The 14,433-nt window shown below is 63.9% G+C and carries 15 protein-coding genes and 1 riboswitch; of the genes, 3 read left to right on the forward strand and 12 right to left on the reverse strand.

What is annotated here, in order from left to right:
- The first annotated feature begins 46 nt into the window (after positions 1-46).
- Complete coding sequence (panB, locus tag G494_RS0120615; protein ID WP_028586026.1) at positions 47-886, forward strand: 3-methyl-2-oxobutanoate hydroxymethyltransferase; 840 nt, start codon at positions 47-49, stop codon at positions 884-886.
- Positions 887-1,002: 116 nt separating this feature from the next.
- Entirely contained in the window at positions 1,003-1,368 is a 366-nt protein-coding gene (locus tag G494_RS0120620) for a hypothetical protein (protein ID WP_028586027.1), read from the forward strand.
- Between the two features lie 347 nt (positions 1,369-1,715).
- Here G494_RS0120620 and cobJ read toward each other — a convergent pair whose 3' ends face one another.
- Genes cobJ through G494_RS24835 form a run of 12 tightly spaced genes read right to left on the reverse strand, consistent with a single transcriptional unit; the run spans position 1,716 to position 13,063 of the window.
- A complete protein-coding gene (gene cobJ, locus G494_RS0120625) occupies positions 1,716-2,486 on the reverse strand; it encodes a precorrin-3B C(17)-methyltransferase (RefSeq protein ID WP_028586028.1) in 771 nt (256 codons plus the stop codon).
- 19 nt (positions 2,487-2,505) lie between these two features.
- A complete protein-coding gene (locus G494_RS28015) occupies positions 2,506-3,501 on the reverse strand; it encodes a cobalt-precorrin 5A hydrolase (RefSeq protein WP_035247876.1) in 996 nt (331 codons plus the stop codon).
- Between the two features lie 2 nt (positions 3,502-3,503).
- The gene (gene cobM / locus G494_RS0120635) at positions 3,504-4,286 is read right to left on the reverse strand and encodes a precorrin-4 C(11)-methyltransferase (RefSeq protein WP_051305938.1); all 783 of its coding nucleotides are present in this window, start codon (positions 4,284-4,286) and stop codon (positions 3,504-3,506) included.
- Positions 4,287-4,288: 2 nt separating this feature from the next.
- A complete protein-coding gene (gene cobI / locus G494_RS0120640) occupies positions 4,289-5,041 on the reverse strand; it encodes a precorrin-2 C(20)-methyltransferase (RefSeq protein ID WP_028586031.1) in 753 nt (250 codons plus the stop codon).
- 2 nt (positions 5,042-5,043) lie between these two features.
- On the reverse strand, positions 5,044-6,252 hold the full coding sequence (gene cbiE / locus G494_RS24825; RefSeq protein WP_051305936.1) for a precorrin-6y C5,15-methyltransferase (decarboxylating) subunit CbiE: 1,209 nt from the start codon (positions 6,250-6,252) through the stop codon (positions 5,044-5,046).
- Positions 6,239-7,339 (reverse strand): cobalt-precorrin-5B (C(1))-methyltransferase, encoded by a 1,101-nt coding sequence (locus G494_RS0120650; RefSeq protein ID WP_035247879.1) that lies wholly within the window; start codon positions 7,337-7,339, stop codon positions 6,239-6,241. Before G494_RS0120650 ends, cbiE begins: the two co-directional genes overlap by 14 nt.
- A 2-nt stretch (positions 7,340-7,341) precedes the next feature.
- The gene (locus G494_RS0120655) at positions 7,342-7,971 is read right to left on the reverse strand and encodes a precorrin-8X methylmutase (protein ID WP_035247882.1); all 630 of its coding nucleotides are present in this window, start codon (positions 7,969-7,971) and stop codon (positions 7,342-7,344) included.
- Positions 7,972-7,977: 6 nt separating this feature from the next.
- Positions 7,978-9,342, reverse strand: coding sequence for a cobyrinate a,c-diamide synthase (locus tag G494_RS0120660; protein WP_028586034.1), 1,365 nt, complete (start codon positions 9,340-9,342; stop codon positions 7,978-7,980).
- On the reverse strand, positions 9,339-10,316 hold the full coding sequence (locus G494_RS0120665; RefSeq protein WP_232362613.1) for an ABC transporter substrate-binding protein: 978 nt from the start codon (positions 10,314-10,316) through the stop codon (positions 9,339-9,341). The genes G494_RS0120660 and G494_RS0120665 overlap by 4 nt, the downstream gene beginning before the upstream one ends.
- Complete coding sequence (locus G494_RS28020; RefSeq protein ID WP_084457186.1) at positions 10,316-11,128, reverse strand: ABC transporter ATP-binding protein; 813 nt, start codon at positions 11,126-11,128, stop codon at positions 10,316-10,318. Before G494_RS28020 ends, G494_RS0120665 begins: the two co-directional genes overlap by 1 nt.
- The gene (locus G494_RS0120675; protein WP_167331689.1) at positions 11,118-12,167 is read right to left on the reverse strand and encodes a FecCD family ABC transporter permease; all 1,050 of its coding nucleotides are present in this window, start codon (positions 12,165-12,167) and stop codon (positions 11,118-11,120) included. Before G494_RS0120675 ends, G494_RS28020 begins: the two co-directional genes overlap by 11 nt.
- A complete protein-coding gene (locus G494_RS24835) occupies positions 12,161-13,063 on the reverse strand; it encodes a sirohydrochlorin cobaltochelatase (RefSeq protein WP_051305937.1) in 903 nt (300 codons plus the stop codon). Before G494_RS24835 ends, G494_RS0120675 begins: the two co-directional genes overlap by 7 nt.
- 123 nt (positions 13,064-13,186) lie before the next feature.
- Positions 13,187-13,371: riboswitch (cobalamin riboswitch) on the reverse strand.
- Between the two features lie 321 nt (positions 13,372-13,692).
- On the opposite strand from G494_RS24835, the gene G494_RS0120695 reads away from it, so the two are divergent.
- Positions 13,693-14,208 (forward strand): cob(I)yrinic acid a,c-diamide adenosyltransferase, encoded by a 516-nt coding sequence (locus tag G494_RS0120695; RefSeq protein ID WP_028586038.1) that lies wholly within the window; start codon positions 13,693-13,695, stop codon positions 14,206-14,208.
- Positions 14,209-14,433: the final 225 nt, after the last annotated feature.

The following is a 14,433-nucleotide window of genomic DNA, read 5'->3' on the forward strand; positions in this document are numbered from 1 at the left end:
ACCTAGAGTTACCCGTCCGGTGATTGGTAACGAATAAGGAGCTGCTATGAAAAAGTTGACCATACCCGATATCCTGGCACGCAAGCAAGCCGGTCCCAAGGTAACCATGCTCACCGCCTATGACTATCCCTGGGCCCGAATGGTGGATGAGGCCGGGATCGATATTGCCCTGGTGGGCGACTCGCTGGCCATGGTGGTCCTGGGCCATCCGAATACGGTCTCGGTGACCATGGAGGAGATGCTTCACCATACCCGGGCGGTTGCCAGAGGCGTTCGCAGGGCCCTGGTGATTGGGGATATGCCCTTTGGTTCCTACAACTCCTCCATCCCGGCGGCGGTGAACAATGCCAGCCGTTTTCTCAAAGAGGCGGGCGCCGACGGGGTCAAGTTGGAGGGTGGCCGGATCGTGGCCGACACCGTGGAGGCCATCGTCCGGGGCGGTATCCCGGTGCAGGGCCATGTGGGCCTCACCCCCCAGACCGCCACTTCCCTGGGGGGCTTCAAGGTCCAGGGCAAGAAGGCCGAGGCCGCCCGGCAGATGATCGACGATGCCCGGGCCCTGGAAGATGCCGGTTGTTTTTCCCTGGTCCTTGAGGCCATCCCCGCAGCCGTGGCCAGGATGATCAGCGAGACCGTCTCCATTCCCACCATCGGTATCGGTGCGGGACGGGACTGCGACGGCCAGGTCCTGGTCACCCATGACATGGTGGGGTTGTTCGACGGTTTCACCCCCAAGTTCGTCAAGCAGTACACCACCATGCGCGGCGGGGTTCTCGAGGCCATCGCCGCCTATAAGAGAGAGGTGGAAGAGGGCCTCTTTCCCGAAGATATCCATAGCTTTACCATGCCGGCCGAGGAGCTGGCCAAGCTCAAGGATCTGGAGTAGGCCCTGAGCGCGCTTAAGGGTACCTTAAAAAAAACATTCCGCGGCGGTCGCAAGACCGCTGCCACCTCTCCGGACAGGCCTGTGCAGGGGTTGCCCGGAACCACCTGAGGAACACGATGATAACCTATCTCTATTGGCTGGCGGTGATCCTGGTGATCGCTGCCCTGTTGTACCTGTTCAGCGTCAGAGGCAAGAACTGGAAGGTCGGGGCGATCCTGGGCCTGATCGTCTTCATCGTCAGCTGGGGCGCCTACTACTTTCGCTTTCAGCAGGTCTTTGTCAAACGCTACGGCGGGGTGATGACCATCCATGTCCCGGAGGGACAGCGTCACCTGGCAGCCACCTGGAAGGACGATAACCTCTGGATAGAGAACTATGATCCGTCCAGCAACACCTGCTACTTCACCGAATACTCCAAGGGCAATGTCCTCCAGGGGAAGGTGACCATCAAGGAGTGCAGCCCCCTGATGCCGCAGCCGTAGCTCTCAGCAGGCTGGAACAGCACAAGGGGCCGCCAGCAGTGATCACTGCTGGCGGCCCCTTGTCGTCTATCGGCCTGGAGCCGATTTTTCGGCCTTCGTGCGTATGAAGAATCAGCTGCCTGGGGCAAGCCCAGCCCAGGTTGGTTGGTACGCTGCCAGGTGGCACGACCCCATGCCGCGCAGACGGGAATCCCGTCTTGGGGCAAGCATGAGCCACTCCTGGATCACGCCCTACCATCGCACCGGATGTACGCAGTTGTAGATGTACGCTTTGTGACGGGCCGCTCAAGTGTTTCTCTGCGGCCAGTCACAACCGGGTGAAGCCGGGCTGCTGCTCCTTTGGCAGCCTAGAGGCCGTACTTGTTGTTATAGCCCCTGGGGGTAACCATCTGGCCCTGCCAGGTAAAGGTCTGGGAGTTGCCGATGATCACCGTGGTCTGCATGCCAATCTCCTGGTCGAGCATCTCCCCCAGGGTGGAGAGGCAGACGCTCTGATTGTCCCGGGAGGCGCCCTGGACGATGCCCACCGGGGTATCCGGGCTGCGATGGCCGAGCAGGATCTCCTGGGCCCGGACGATCTGCTGGGTCCGTTTCTTTGATTTGGGGTTATAGATCACCACCACGAAATCCGCGGACGCCACCGCCTCCAGCCGCTGTTCGATCAGCTCAAAGGGGGTCATCAGGTCAGAGAGGCTGATGGCGGCAAAGTCGTGCATCAGGGGCGCCCCCAGGACCGCGGCACAGCCGTTTAAGGCGGCAATCCCGGGGATCACCTCGATGGCTGCCGCGGAATCGGTGGCCTTTGCCAGCTCAAAGACGAGCCCGGCCATGGCGTAGATGCCGGGATCCCCGCCACAGACCAGGGCAACCCGTTTGCCTGTTTCCGCCAGTTCCAGGGCCTTGCGGCAGCGATCAATCTCCTGCATCATCGAGGAGGAAATCACCTCGGCCGTGGCCGGGATGCAGTCGGTCACCAGCTCCAGATAGGTCCGGTAGCCGACGACGATTTCGGCCTTTTCGATGGCCTGTCGCGCCCTGGGCGCCATCAGGTCCTGTGCTCCAGGGCCCAGGCCGACGACCTGGAGTGCTGGGGTGGTGTCTGCTGAAGATGTGGTCATGGTTCTCTCTTGATTGTGGTTAGGCGGTGGTTGCCAGGGGATCCGGGATCCGGGCAATGGCCAGGGTGACCCCGGCTCCTTTAATCTTGTTGACCAGCAGGGCCTCGGCCCCTGCCGCGAGGATGGCGGCGGGTTCAGCCACGGCCCGGGCACCGGTGACCCGGTAGACCGTGGCTGAGGAAGCCTCGCTGGGGATGGTGTTGAGCTGTTCGCTGGTGTAGAAACGAATGTCCAGTTGGCGATCCCGGGCATAGGCCAGCAGGCCCGGCTCATCCTGCTTGAGGGTGATGGAGGCCAGCCGGGCAATGGCGGCCGCTGCCAGGTTATGGTTGCGGCAGGCCGCCTCAACGGTCGCCTCGATCCGGGCGGCCGGGGTGTCCCGTTTGCAGCCGATCCCCAGGGCCAGGGCCTTGGGATGGAGCAGGACCCCCTTGCCCGGGGTGGTGGCCGCTGTGCTGATGACCAGGTCCGCCTCCTCGGGCGTCTGGCAGATCATCAGATCTTCCGGCAGCCGGGGCAGGGGAAACTCGCTGTAGAGGCGGAGGCTCCCCTGGTCGACCAGCTGGCCCATCTTGCGGGTAAAGGCGGCCTTGTCGGCGATGCTCAGTCCCAGTTCCCGGCACCAGAGGTCCAGGCCGGTTTGGCCGAGCACATCCGAGGCCGTGGTGATCACGGCCTGGCCGCCGCTGATCCCGGCAACCCTGGCGGCCAGGCTGTTGGCACCGCCGAGGTGACCGGAGAGCAGTGAGATCGCATAGCTCCCCTGCTGGTCACAGACCACCACTGCCGGGTCCTTGCTCTTGTCAGCCAGCAGCGGGGCGATCATCCGGACCACGATGCCGGTGGCCATGATGCAGATCAGCCCCTGGTAGCGCGGCCAGACCCGGCTGAGGGTGGGACGCAGTTCTCCCTTGCAGTAGTAGAGATCGGCGTTCAGCTCCCGGGCCAGCTGTTCGCCCAGGAGCCTGCCCCCTGCGGTGATGGCCAGCACGGCATAGCCGCCGGCTGCGGGCATGCTCACCGGTACTCGTGTTTGAAGCTGGTGTCGTAGAGCTTGGAGGCTATGGTGCTGGCGTCATCCAGGGCCGGGCCGACGATGATCATGGCGGTCTTGCGGATCTTGGAGCTCCCGATCTGGGCGCTGATGGTCTTGAGGGTGCCGCGGAGGACCCGTTCTTCGGGCCAGCTGGCCTTCTCCACCACCGCCACCGGGGTCTCTTCGCTGTAGCCGCCGGCCGTGAGGTCGGCCACCACCTGGTCCATCATGGAGACGCTCAGGAAGATACACATGGTGGCCTGGATCGCTGCCAGCCGGGTCAGGGATTCCCGCTCCGGTACCGGGGTGCGGCCGGCCTGGCGGGTGAGGATCACGGTCTGGGTGACCTCGGGAACGGTCAGCTCTCTTTTCAGGGTCGCGGCCGTGGCAAAGGCCGAGCTTACCCCGGGTACCACCTCGTAGTCCACCCCCTCCCTGTCCAGCCACTGCATCTGCTCACGGATGGCTCCGTAGATCGCCGGATCACCGGTGTGGAGCCGGACCACCTTCAAGCCCTGGCGGTAGCCCTTGAGCACCAGGGTGATGATGGCTTCCAGGTCCATGCCGGCGCTGTCGTGACAGCGGCCGCCCACCCCTTCCAGCAGGGCGGTGTTGACCAGGCTGCCGGCATAGATGATCAGATCGGCCTGATCCAGGAGGCGTCGTCCCTTGAGGGTGATCAGTTCCGGGTCGCCCGGGCCTGCCCCCAGGAAGACCACCGGGTGAATACTGGGTTCCTGCGTGTTCTCGTTGCCTCTGCTCATGGTCATACCTGTACCTGTTTTTTTCTGATCAGCATGGTGGAAAAGTAGTGGAGCTCTTTGCCCAGGGCCTCCCGGATATCGGGATAGACCCGTTGGTCAGGCAGGCCGAAGCGCTCAAAGAGCACGGCCTGATCCACCAGCTCCAGCTCGGTCAGCAGCTCCACCAGCTGGTCCATCTTGCGGTGGACCTTCATCAGGACCACCGCGTCCAGGCTGATCAGGGTGTCCCGGAGCCGGTCGTCATCAAAGGCCGCCGGAACCACGGCCAGGACATCGTTGCCCAGGGCAAGGGGGGCGTTGATCCCGGCTGCACAGGCTGCCATGGCGGTGATTCCGGGGATGACGGTGACCTGGGTCTCGGGTCGCCTCTCCAGGATCATGGGCAGCAGGTAGAAGGCGGTGGAGTAGAGGCTGGGATCGCCCAGAGTGGGGAAGGCCACGTCTTCACCACGGTCCAGGTAGGAGATGACCTCCTCGGCAGAGGCGCGCCAGGCCTCGCTGAGCTGGGAGGTCACGGTCTCGCCGAGAAAGACCTTCTTCATGGGGAAACAGAGCTCCAGGATGGTCTTGTCCTTGGTCTCAAGCTGGTTGGCTGCGATCGACAGCGCCCGGGATTGACCGTCTGCCTTGGCCTGGGGTACGGCCCAGACCCGGGTCTGATTGAGAAAACGACCAGCCTTGTAGGTGATCAGTTCCGGGTCGCCTGGTCCGATACCGACCAGGTAGAGGTGTCCTGGGGGTGATGAGTGTTCCATAGTCATGAGCAACCTGTAATAATAGTGATGGGATTAAAGGAAGTGGCCTCTTGTTCTTGGACCGTTTTTCTGGTTACCGCAATGGTGGTGGTTTCGACCTCGTAGCCCTGCTCGAGCAGCAGGCTTGGAGCCAGCTCGGCGGTACCTGCCAGGACCGCGTTGATCACGACGCGTCCCCCGGGCTGGAGGCGCGGAGCGATCAGCTCGATAATCTCCCTCAGGCGGGAGCCGCTGCCGCCGATGAAGACCCGATCCGGGGCCGGCAGCTGGGCCAGGGCCTCGGGGGCCTCACCACCGATCAGGCGGATGTTGTAGGTCCTGTAGCGGCGGATGTTGCTGCGGATATTTTCCTGCTCTTCGGGCTTCTTTTCGATGGTATAGACCGAGAGCTCCGGGTTGAGCCGGGCCGCCTCCAGGGAGACGCTGCCCGAGCCGCCGCCGATATCCCAGAGCACACCCCGGTTGGGCAGGCGCATCTTATGGAGGGAGGCTGCCCGGACCTCATCCTTGGTGATTAAGCCCCGGGAGTGATGGATCTCCTCGGCAGTGAGGCCGAAACGTCCCTCCTGTTCGACCAGGGGCTGCTCCACCAGGACCATGTTCAGGGGCGCAAAGCGCTGCTCTGCCAGCTCGGCCAGGGGGCGGTCATGGAGCTGTTCTTCGGGCAGGCCCAGGTTCTCGGCCACCCGCATTCGGATGGCGCCTGCCCGCTCCGGCTCCCCGGCGGCCTCCAGGGCCTCCAGCAGCAGCCGGGCAATACCATCGGGGCTGTTGTTCCGATCGGTGAAGACCATGGTCTTGGCCCGGGCCAGGATTCTGGCTGCAGCCTGGCGGCTGTCGCGGCCGTGGAGGCTGAGCAGGCTCAGGTCATCCCAGGGGACCTTGAGGCGACTGCAGGCCAGCTGCACCGCGCTCAAGGCCGGGTGGATGCGGAGCTGTTCGGCCGGGAAGTGGCCAAGCAGGGTCCGGCCGATCCCGAAAAAGAGGGGGTCGCCGCTGGCCAGGATGGCCACATCACCCTGCTCCAGGGCCAGCTCCACCTCTGCCACCATCTCCCTGATCGGGGCAATGGGGATGACGGCAAGACCCAGCTCCGCCACCAGGGGAGAAAAACGTCTGGAGGCCACCACTGCCCTGCAGGCCGTGACCAACTCCTCCTGACGCGGGTCCAGTTGGTCAGCGTTGATGCCGATGAGTTCAATCCGGGACATGATGCACCACTCCCTGTTCAGAGGTTACCAGATAGATGGCCACGGCCAGGCCGGACCAGTGTCGGGCCTGTTCCTGGGCCCGGAGGGAGACCGCATGGATCAGGTCCTGGCGCTGGCCGGCAAGCAAGCGGTCATAGATCTCCCTGGCCGTGTTGGCCTGGGCCATGGAGCGGGCCGTGTCCGGGTCCAGCCCCAGCTCTTCCAGCAGCTCTGCACCCTGGAGGGGCTCCAGGGCACCGTTGCGGACATGGGTCTGGGGGATGGCCAGGGCCGCCTTGAGCAGTTTGGCCCACATGGCAGCGATGACGATTCTGGAAAAGCCGTGTCGCTGGGCCGCCTCCAGGGCATAGCGCAGGTAGTCGCCCATCATCACCTGGGCCTCTTCGGGCAGCCGGATCTGTTCCTGGACCGCCCGTTCCGAGGTCCTGCCCGTGGAGAGGAGGACCGTGTCCAGGCCGGCGGCCCGGGCAACGGACATGGAGGCCTCGATGGTGTCGGTCCAGGCCTTGGCCGAGACCGGCCGGACAATGCCGGTGGTGCCCAGGACCGAGAGGCCGCCCAGGATGCCCAGCCGCTGGTTGAGGGTCTTCTTGGCCAGCTCTTCGCCGCCAGGGATAAAGACCGTGGCTGCCAGCTGCAGCTCTGCTTGGCCGCAGGCCTCCAGTCCCTCGGCCATGGCCCGGCGAATCATCTTGCGGGGCATGGGGTTGATGGCGGGCTCGCCCACCGGGATGGGCAGGCCCGGCTTGGTGACCGTACCCACGCCGCTGCCGCTGAGCAGCTGGAACTGTTCTGCTGTCCCTGCCTGGCCGGAGACGAGGCGGACCTCCACCCCGATCTCGGCCCCGTTGGTCACATCCGGGTCATCACCGGCGTCCTTGACCACCGTGGCCAGGGCGCCCTGGTCCAGGGAGGTGCAGCGGCAGAGTTCAAAGCGATGGCGGGAGTCATCGGGAAAGGTGATGGTCACCTCCTCCGGTGCACGCCTGCTCAGCAGGCAGAGCACCGCAGCCTTGGCCGCGGCTGCGGCGCAGGCACCGGTGGAGTAGCCGGAGCGGAGCTTTTTCTGGCGTTTTCGACTGGTCACGATCAGGCGGCCCGGGCCAGCCGGATCAGGGCATTGACCGCTGCCACGGCCACCGGGGTGCCGCCCTTGCGGCCCAGGGCCACGATATGGGGGTAGGACTTCCGGGCCAGGAGCTCCTTGGATTCGGCGGCATTGACAAAGCCCACCGGCGCGCCGATGATCAGCTCCGGGGCAAACAGGCCCGCCTCCACCAGCTCCATGGTCTGGAGCAGGGCGGTGGGGGCATTGCCCACGGCCACGATGCCGATGTTGTCTTCCAGGGATCGGGCAATGGCGGCGTCGGAGCGGGTGGTGCCCTTTTCCCTGGCCAGGGTCACGGTCTCGGGCTCGCTGATCCGGCAGATCACCTTGCCGCCGAATGGGGCCAGCAGGTTCTTGGAAACCCCGCTGGCGGCCATGTTGACGTCGACCAGGATATTCTTCCCGGCTCGGATCGCCTCGATCCCCACCCGGACCGCATCCCCGTGAAAGCGGAGGTTGTCGGCAAAGCTGAAGTCACCGGTGGCATGGATGGTCCGTTGGACCACGGCAAACTCCTGGGGGGAAAAGGAGGTGGGGCCCAGCTCTTCGCTGATGATGCGAAAGCTTTCAGGTTCGATCTGTTCCGGGGCAATATCGAGAATCTCTACCATGATAGTCTATGTGGTCAAAGGTTGTCGGCAGGCCTCAACAAAACGGGTTGCCACCTCCGGGGTGCGACCCCAATGGAGATGAACGTATCCTGCCAGGGTGTTTTTATGGGTGTAGCCCTCGGGCCTGTCATCATCCAGGACGTAGGCCGTAGGCATCCCGGCGTCCTGCTCGCTGATGGCCGAGTAGTGGAACTCATGGCCGTGGACCAGGGTATCCTTGGGACCCAGGATGGTGGCTCTGCTCTGGCGAGGCTGGCGGTAGCCCAGGCGGCGCAGGCGCTGTTGCATGGTGGTGGCGCAGGCAAAGACCCCGGCCATGGGGAACCGTCTCCCCTCCAGGTCGGTGATGGCCTGGCTCAGGTACATGAAACCGCCGCATTCTCCGTAGACCGGTCGACCCTGATCGGCAAAGCGCTGCACCTCCCGGCAGAGGCTCTGGTTGGCGCTGAGCGCCTGGGCATGGAGTTCGGGATAGCCGCCGCCCAGGTAGAGCCCCTGGATCCCCTCGGGCAGGGCCGGGTCCCTGAGCGGGCTGAAAAAGACCAGCTCCGCGCCGGCCGCTTCCAGCAGATCCAGGTTGTCCTGGTAGTAGAAGCAGAAGGCCTCGTCCCGGGCCACCCCGATGGCTACCGGAGGTCCTGGCTCGGGCAGCACCAGGGGGGGGAGCTCCGGGGAGGGCGCGGAAGGGGTGGAGTTCGTCCCTGCCAGCTGCAGGAGCAGTTCCAGGTCCAGGTGGGTCTCGATCAGCTCGATCAACTGTTCCAGCTTGTCTCCTCTGAGGGGGTGTTCTTCACCCATGTGCAGCCCCAGGTGGCGGGAGGGGATGGAGATGGCCTCGTTTCTGGGCAGAAAGCCGACAATGGGGAGCTGGCAGTAGCGTTGAACCGCCTCGCTGATCATGCTCCGGTGTTTGGCCGAGCCCACCCGGTTACAGATCACCCCGGCTACCTGCACCGCCGGATCCAGGCTGGCAAAGCCCTTGATTACCGCAGCCACGCTTTCGGCAGCCGAGCGGACATCTACCACCAGGATCACCGGCAGCTCCAGCAGGGAGGCCAGGGAAGCGGCCGAGCCCTTGCCGCCGTCAAAGAGGCCCATGACCCCCTCGATGATGGCGCAGTCGGCCTGGCTGCCGTTGCGCTTAAAGCTGTGCTGGACAAAGGGAGCACCGCACATCCGCACATCCAGGTTCCTGGAGACCCGGCCGGTGACCAGTTGGTGCAGGGTGGGGTCGATGAAGTCGGGGCCGCACTTGAAGGGCTGAATCCTGAGCCCACGTCGTTGCAGGGCCGCCATGATGCCCAGGGTCAGGGTGGTCTTGCCGCAGCCTGAGTGGGTACCGGCGATGAGCAGGGCAGGGGATCGTTTCATGGGGTCAGACCTTCCTGGAGCGGGGCCTTGGGGTAGAGCAACTCCATGATGATGGCTGCCCCGTCCAACAGGCCCATGGTGGGGCGGGAGACCAGCTTCTCATCGATCAGATAGACCTCTTTTTCCCGTACCGCCCGGATCATGGCAAAGCCGGGTTCGTTGAGGATCTCTGCCCGGGTGACCGGGTTCATCCGACCCTGCTGGGCCAGGAAGACCTGGATCTGGTCAGCCTTGGCCAGGATGCGTTCCTTGGAGTAGGCAGCGATATTGGTGGAGCGGACCTGGAGGGCGTCGTCGGCCACGTTGATGCCGCCGGCGGTTTCCAGGGCAAAGATGGCCATGGAGGTGGAGGCAAAGGTCTTCATCCGACGGTGGATGGCCTCAAAGTAGACCTTTTTTCGTTCTTCCTGGGGGATCTGGCTGAGCTGTTGGTGGAACTCGGCCAGCCGGCTGCTGAAGCTTCGACTCAGCTCGGCGGCACCCAGCTCACAGCCGCTCAGCCGTCCCAGCTTCTGCCAGTAGGCAAAGAGTTCGGCCATGTCTGCGGGCTGGAGCGAGACCACCTGGATATTACTGCGTCTGAGCCGCTGGACCAGCTGGGGGTAGCTGCGGCTGATCATCGGTCGGATCAGGACCAGGTCGGGTCGCAGGGCGATCAGCCGCTCGGGATCGTCCCGGAAGTGGACCCTGGGCAGCCCGGGCAGGAGTTCATCGCTGCGGCCCACCGCGACGATGGCCTCTGTTGCCCCCATATCCACCAGGTTGCGGGTGTGGGCCGGATAGAGGGAGATGATCCGGCTGAAGGGCTGTGCAAAGACCAGGGTCTGCTGGTCGCTGTCGGTGATAAAGGCGGCCCGGGCTGGAGGGAGGGAAACCAGCAGCAGGACGGCCAGCAGCAGGGTGAGGGCTGACGCCAGGGGGGGCGCTGAGGTCATGGCTCGGCGTGGGCCGGCGAGGTCTGGTCGTGTGCGCATTAGAGGGACTCCCCGGGCAGGCGAAAGCTGACCTGCTGGCTGTTGGTAAACTCGTTGTAGCGGATCTGGGATTCCACCTGATAGACCCGGGCAATGACCTCGCTGGTCAGGACCTCCCTGGTGGGACCTTGGCAGACGATCCTGCCCTCTTTGATGAAGATCAGCTCATCACAGAAGAAGCTGGCCAGGTTGAGGTCGTGCATCACCGCCACCACCTGGATGGACCCCTGCTCGAAACGCTGCCGGATCAACCGGAGCAGCTCCAGGCTGTGGAGGATGTCCAGGTTGGAGGTGGCCTCGTCCAGGAGCAGGACCTGGGGGTTCTGGGCCAGGGCCCTGGCCACGGCCACCCGCTGTTTCTCGCCGCCCGAGAGGTTGGTTACCGGCCGCTGGGCCAGCCCACTGATCCCGGTCTCTGCCAGGGCCTGATCGATGAGGAGCTGGTCTTCTCTGCTGGGCGAGGCAAAGCGGTGGAGGTGGGGGTGGAGCCCCATCTCCACCGCCTCGCGGACAGTGAAGCCGAAGCTGACCATGAAGTCCTGGGGGACCAGCCCCAGGGTCTGGGCCAGCGCTCGCTTGGGCCAGCGCTGGAGGGAGCGTCCCTGAAAGGAGATCCTCCCCTCCTGGGGGGCGACCACTCCGCTGAGCAGGTCCAGGAGGGTGGTCTTGCCGCTGCCGTTGGGGCCCAGGATGCCGTAGCAGCGGCCTGGCAGGAGTTTCAGCTCGATGGCCTTCAGCACCGGGCTGGCACCGTAGCCGAAGCTGACCCGCTCCAGGTCCCAGAGGGGAGTGGTATCTGCCTTAAAATCCACTTGAGCCCTCTCGCTGCCGTCGTTTGAAGAGGATACAGAAAAACGGTCCCCCCAAGAGGGCGGTGAGCACACCGATGGGGACCTCGGCGGGGAGCACGGCCCTGGTCAGGGTGTCGGCCACCAGCAGCAGGATGCCGCCGCTGAAGAAGGAGAGCGGGATCAGCCTCCGGTTGTCGGGGCCGGCCAGGTGGCGGAGCATATGGGGCACGATCAGGCCGACAAAGCCGATGATACCGGCCACCGAGACCGAGAGGGCGGTCATCAGGGTACAGCCGGCTAAAAGCACCATCCGCAGGCGGACGGTGTTGACCCCCAGGGAGGTGGCGGTGCGATCGCCGGTGGCCATGATGTTGAGATCCCTCCCATAGAAGAAGGCCAGCACGGTGCCCAGCAGGGCAAAGGGGGTGAGCAGGAGGATGTTGTGCCAGGAGGCCCCGGAGAGGCTGCCCATCAGCCAGAAGATGATGATGCCCACCTGCTCGTCGGCCAGGAACTTGAGAAAACCGATGGCAGCCGAGAGGATGGCGGCGACGATCACCCCGGCCAGGATCAGGCTGGTGGAGGAGAGGCGGCGATCCCCGGAGGCCAGATAGAGGACCAGCAGCAGGGTACCGATGCCGCCGGCAAAGGCAAAGACCGGTACCGAGACCGCCGGGGGCAGGGCCAGGCCGAAGATCTGGAGAACGATCACCAGGGCGGCCCCAAAGGCGGCCCCGGTGGAGATTCCCAGGGTATAGGAGTCGGCCAGGGGGTTGAGCAGGATGGCCTGGAAGACCGCTCCGCTGACCCCGAGCATGCCGCCCACCAGCACGGCTGCCGCAATCCTGGGCAGACGTACATCGGTGACCACGGTGGTGGCCACCGGATCAATCCCGGAGAGGGGCAGGTTGAACAGCTTGGCTGCGATGATGGTAAAGACGTCTCCCACCTCTACCTGAAGAAAGCCCATGGTGGCGGAGATGGCCACCAGGGCGACCAGCACCAGGACCAGCAGGGGGAAGAGGAGCATACCCCGGTTCAGCTTGAGGGTCTTCAGCATAGTTCGATCCCTGCCTCGGCTGCGGCCTCGGCCAGATGCTGGACAAAGATCCGGGCAACAGCCGGCTGCTCGCCCAGGCCGCGGAGCACCGGTATGACCTCGATGCCCGTCCGGCTGAGGCGGGATTGCCAGGAGTCCTCCCCGCTGCCGGCCATATCACGGAGCGCATGCGCACCGGCCACGATCAGCAGGGGTTTGAGCAGGACCTTGCTGATCCGGCGCTCCAGCAGTTGGGGCAGGAGCTCATCCAGGCAGGGGAAGCCCTCGATGGTGGCGAGAAAGGTGGGGGTGTCCGGGTAGAGCTGATTCATCCGGGCCGCCAGTTCCAGGTAGAGGCCGCCTGCGGGAAAGAGCGGGTTGCCGTGGCCCATATAGACCAGGGCGGCCCCATGTTCCCGCGCCAGGGCAACATCCTCGGCCAGGGCTTCGGCCGCGGCCCGGATATCTGCACTGTAGGGGTGGCTGGGGTTGTAACTGCCAAAGAGCGGTCGGCCCAGGGCCAGGGCCTGGAATGGTTGCCAGCGGGGCTTCATGGTCCGGATGGAGTTCAGGGCCCGGACATAGCTGGAGAGGTCGTGGAACTCCTCTGCCGGAGCAATGTGGATCGCCTGGATCGCCAGCTCCTGGTGGCCCTGATCCTGGAGATTGGCCATGGCGGCCAGGGGACCCTGGATGGTGTAGATCTCGTCCGGGATCTGAGGGTGCTGGTCGCGGTAGCTCTGGTCGTGGCTCCGCTGCTGCCAGATCTTGCGAATCAGGTTGGAGGTGAAGGCCAGGCGGACCAGGGTGCCCGGGAAGGCCTCTTGAACCCGGGTGCGGATATGGAGCAGCGCAGCCAGGGCAGGAGGCGCCGTGGTGCCGAACATGGCAAGGACAATGGCGCTTTTCTGGTTCACGATAACTGCTCTTCCTCTCTACTGGCGGGTCGCCTGAAAAAAAAACCTGGATCAACATTGGTGTTGATCCAGGTTATCCCTTTTTTCCCTGAGTCGATATCGTCACCCCTGTGCCGGAAAGGTGCGATTCTGATTCTGCATGCAGGTTTTCTGACTCCCGGATCGTTCGCCTCCCCCGCCTTCCCATTCATCGGTGAACAGTGGCATCCTGGTGGAGTTGTCCTCGGTTACAGCGGTGGGCCCGTTCCGGAGTTGAACCGGATTCCCTCAGGCGTGTTGCTACACGCTCATGCAAAATGGTAGGCGACAACTTACCTAGCGGCTAGCAGATAGTCAAGCAGGTAATATGGGCGGTTTTTTAGTGGGGAAATATTGATCACTGGCAGGAAAGGCTGATTTGCGGTAAGCAGTGGGGGCGCTTTGACGAATAAAGCCGGCCGCCATGGTATCGGCAATGGTATCGGCCAGGGTATCGGCCAGGCAGCGGGGCTGCTCTCGGCAAAAAGGGCTATTGGCCTGTTGGACTATTGGGCTCTTGGCCGCAGGGGCGGGGATTTTTTTCAGTTTTCTCTAAGCTAGGATCCGGGATCAGCTCGGGGCGATGGGCTCTCAGGGGTCGGGAGGATGGGATGCAGGGCTATGTACAGGTGTATACAGGTGAGGGCAAGGGCAAGACCACGGCAGCACTGGGCCTGGCCCTGCGGGCTGTGGGTGCGGGATTGCGGGTCTATATCGGTCAGTTTATCAAGAATGCCCCCTACAGCGAGTTGACCGCTCTCAAGCGCTTTTCCCAGGAGATCACCATCTGTCAGTACGGTCTGGGCTGCTTCATCTATGGGCCGCCCAGCCAGGAGGATCTGGAGGCCGCCCGACAGGGATTTGTCACCCTGCGCTCTGCCCTCACAGGGGGCGAGTATGATCTGGTGATCGCCGATGAGATCAATGTGGCCTATGACTGCAAGCTGCTCAGCGAGGATGATCTGCTGGAGTTGATCGGCCTGCGGCCGCTTGAGGTGGAGTTGGTGCTCACCGGCCGGGGGGCGCCGGCCCGGGTGCTGGAGCAGGCGGACCTGGTCACCGAGATGCGACCGCTGAAGCATTACTACAGCCGGGGGATCCAGGCCAGGAAGGGCATCGAGAGTTGAGCCGGGGCTCAGACTCTGTACCTCTGCAAAGAGACTGGTTCAAGGGCCTGATCTCCAGATCTCTATTCAGGCTGCTTTGAAGCAGCAGATTTTTCGATCAAGGCATGGGGAATATTTCATCACAGGCAGATGACGGATATTCCGAGATACAACGTTCACCGTAACGCAGGGATTGGGCGAAAGAACCACTGTTGAAGCTGCCCTTTAAGCGTACAATAACAGGGA

Origin of the sequence: Desulfogranum mediterraneum DSM 13871, assembly GCF_000429965.1 — a bacterium.
GTDB classification, from domain to species: Bacteria; Desulfobacterota; Desulfobulbia; order Desulfobulbales; family Desulfobulbaceae; genus Desulfogranum; species Desulfogranum mediterraneum.

Coding starts and splice junctions, on each gene's coding strand:
- panB (WP_028586026.1), top strand. CDS start 47: ATGAAAAAGTTGACCATACCCGATATCCTGGCACGCAAGCAAGCCGGT.
- G494_RS0120620 (WP_028586027.1), top strand. CDS start 1,003: ATGATAACCTATCTCTATTGGCTGGCGGTGATCCTGGTGATCGCTGCC.
- cobJ (WP_028586028.1), bottom strand. CDS start 2,486: ATGACCACATCTTCAGCAGACACCACCCCAGCACTCCAGGTCGTCGGC.
- G494_RS28015 (WP_035247876.1), bottom strand. CDS start 3,501: ATGCCCGCAGCCGGCGGCTATGCCGTGCTGGCCATCACCGCAGGGGGC.
- cobM (WP_051305938.1), bottom strand. CDS start 4,286: ATGAGCAGAGGCAACGAGAACACGCAGGAACCCAGTATTCACCCGGTG.
- cobI (WP_028586031.1), bottom strand. CDS start 5,041: ATGGAACACTCATCACCCCCAGGACACCTCTACCTGGTCGGTATCGGA.
- cbiE (WP_051305936.1), bottom strand. CDS start 6,252: ATGTCCCGGATTGAACTCATCGGCATCAACGCTGACCAACTGGACCCG.
- G494_RS0120655 (WP_035247882.1), bottom strand. CDS start 7,971: ATGGTAGAGATTCTCGATATTGCCCCGGAACAGATCGAACCTGAAAGC.
- G494_RS0120660 (WP_028586034.1), bottom strand. CDS start 9,342: ATGAAACGATCCCCTGCCCTGCTCATCGCCGGTACCCACTCAGGCTGC.
- G494_RS0120665 (WP_232362613.1), bottom strand. CDS start 10,316: ATGCGCACACGACCAGACCTCGCCGGCCCACGCCGAGCCATGACCTCA.
- G494_RS0120675 (WP_167331689.1), bottom strand. CDS start 12,167: ATGCTGAAGACCCTCAAGCTGAACCGGGGTATGCTCCTCTTCCCCCTG.
- G494_RS0120695 (WP_028586038.1), top strand. CDS start 13,693: ATGCAGGGCTATGTACAGGTGTATACAGGTGAGGGCAAGGGCAAGACC.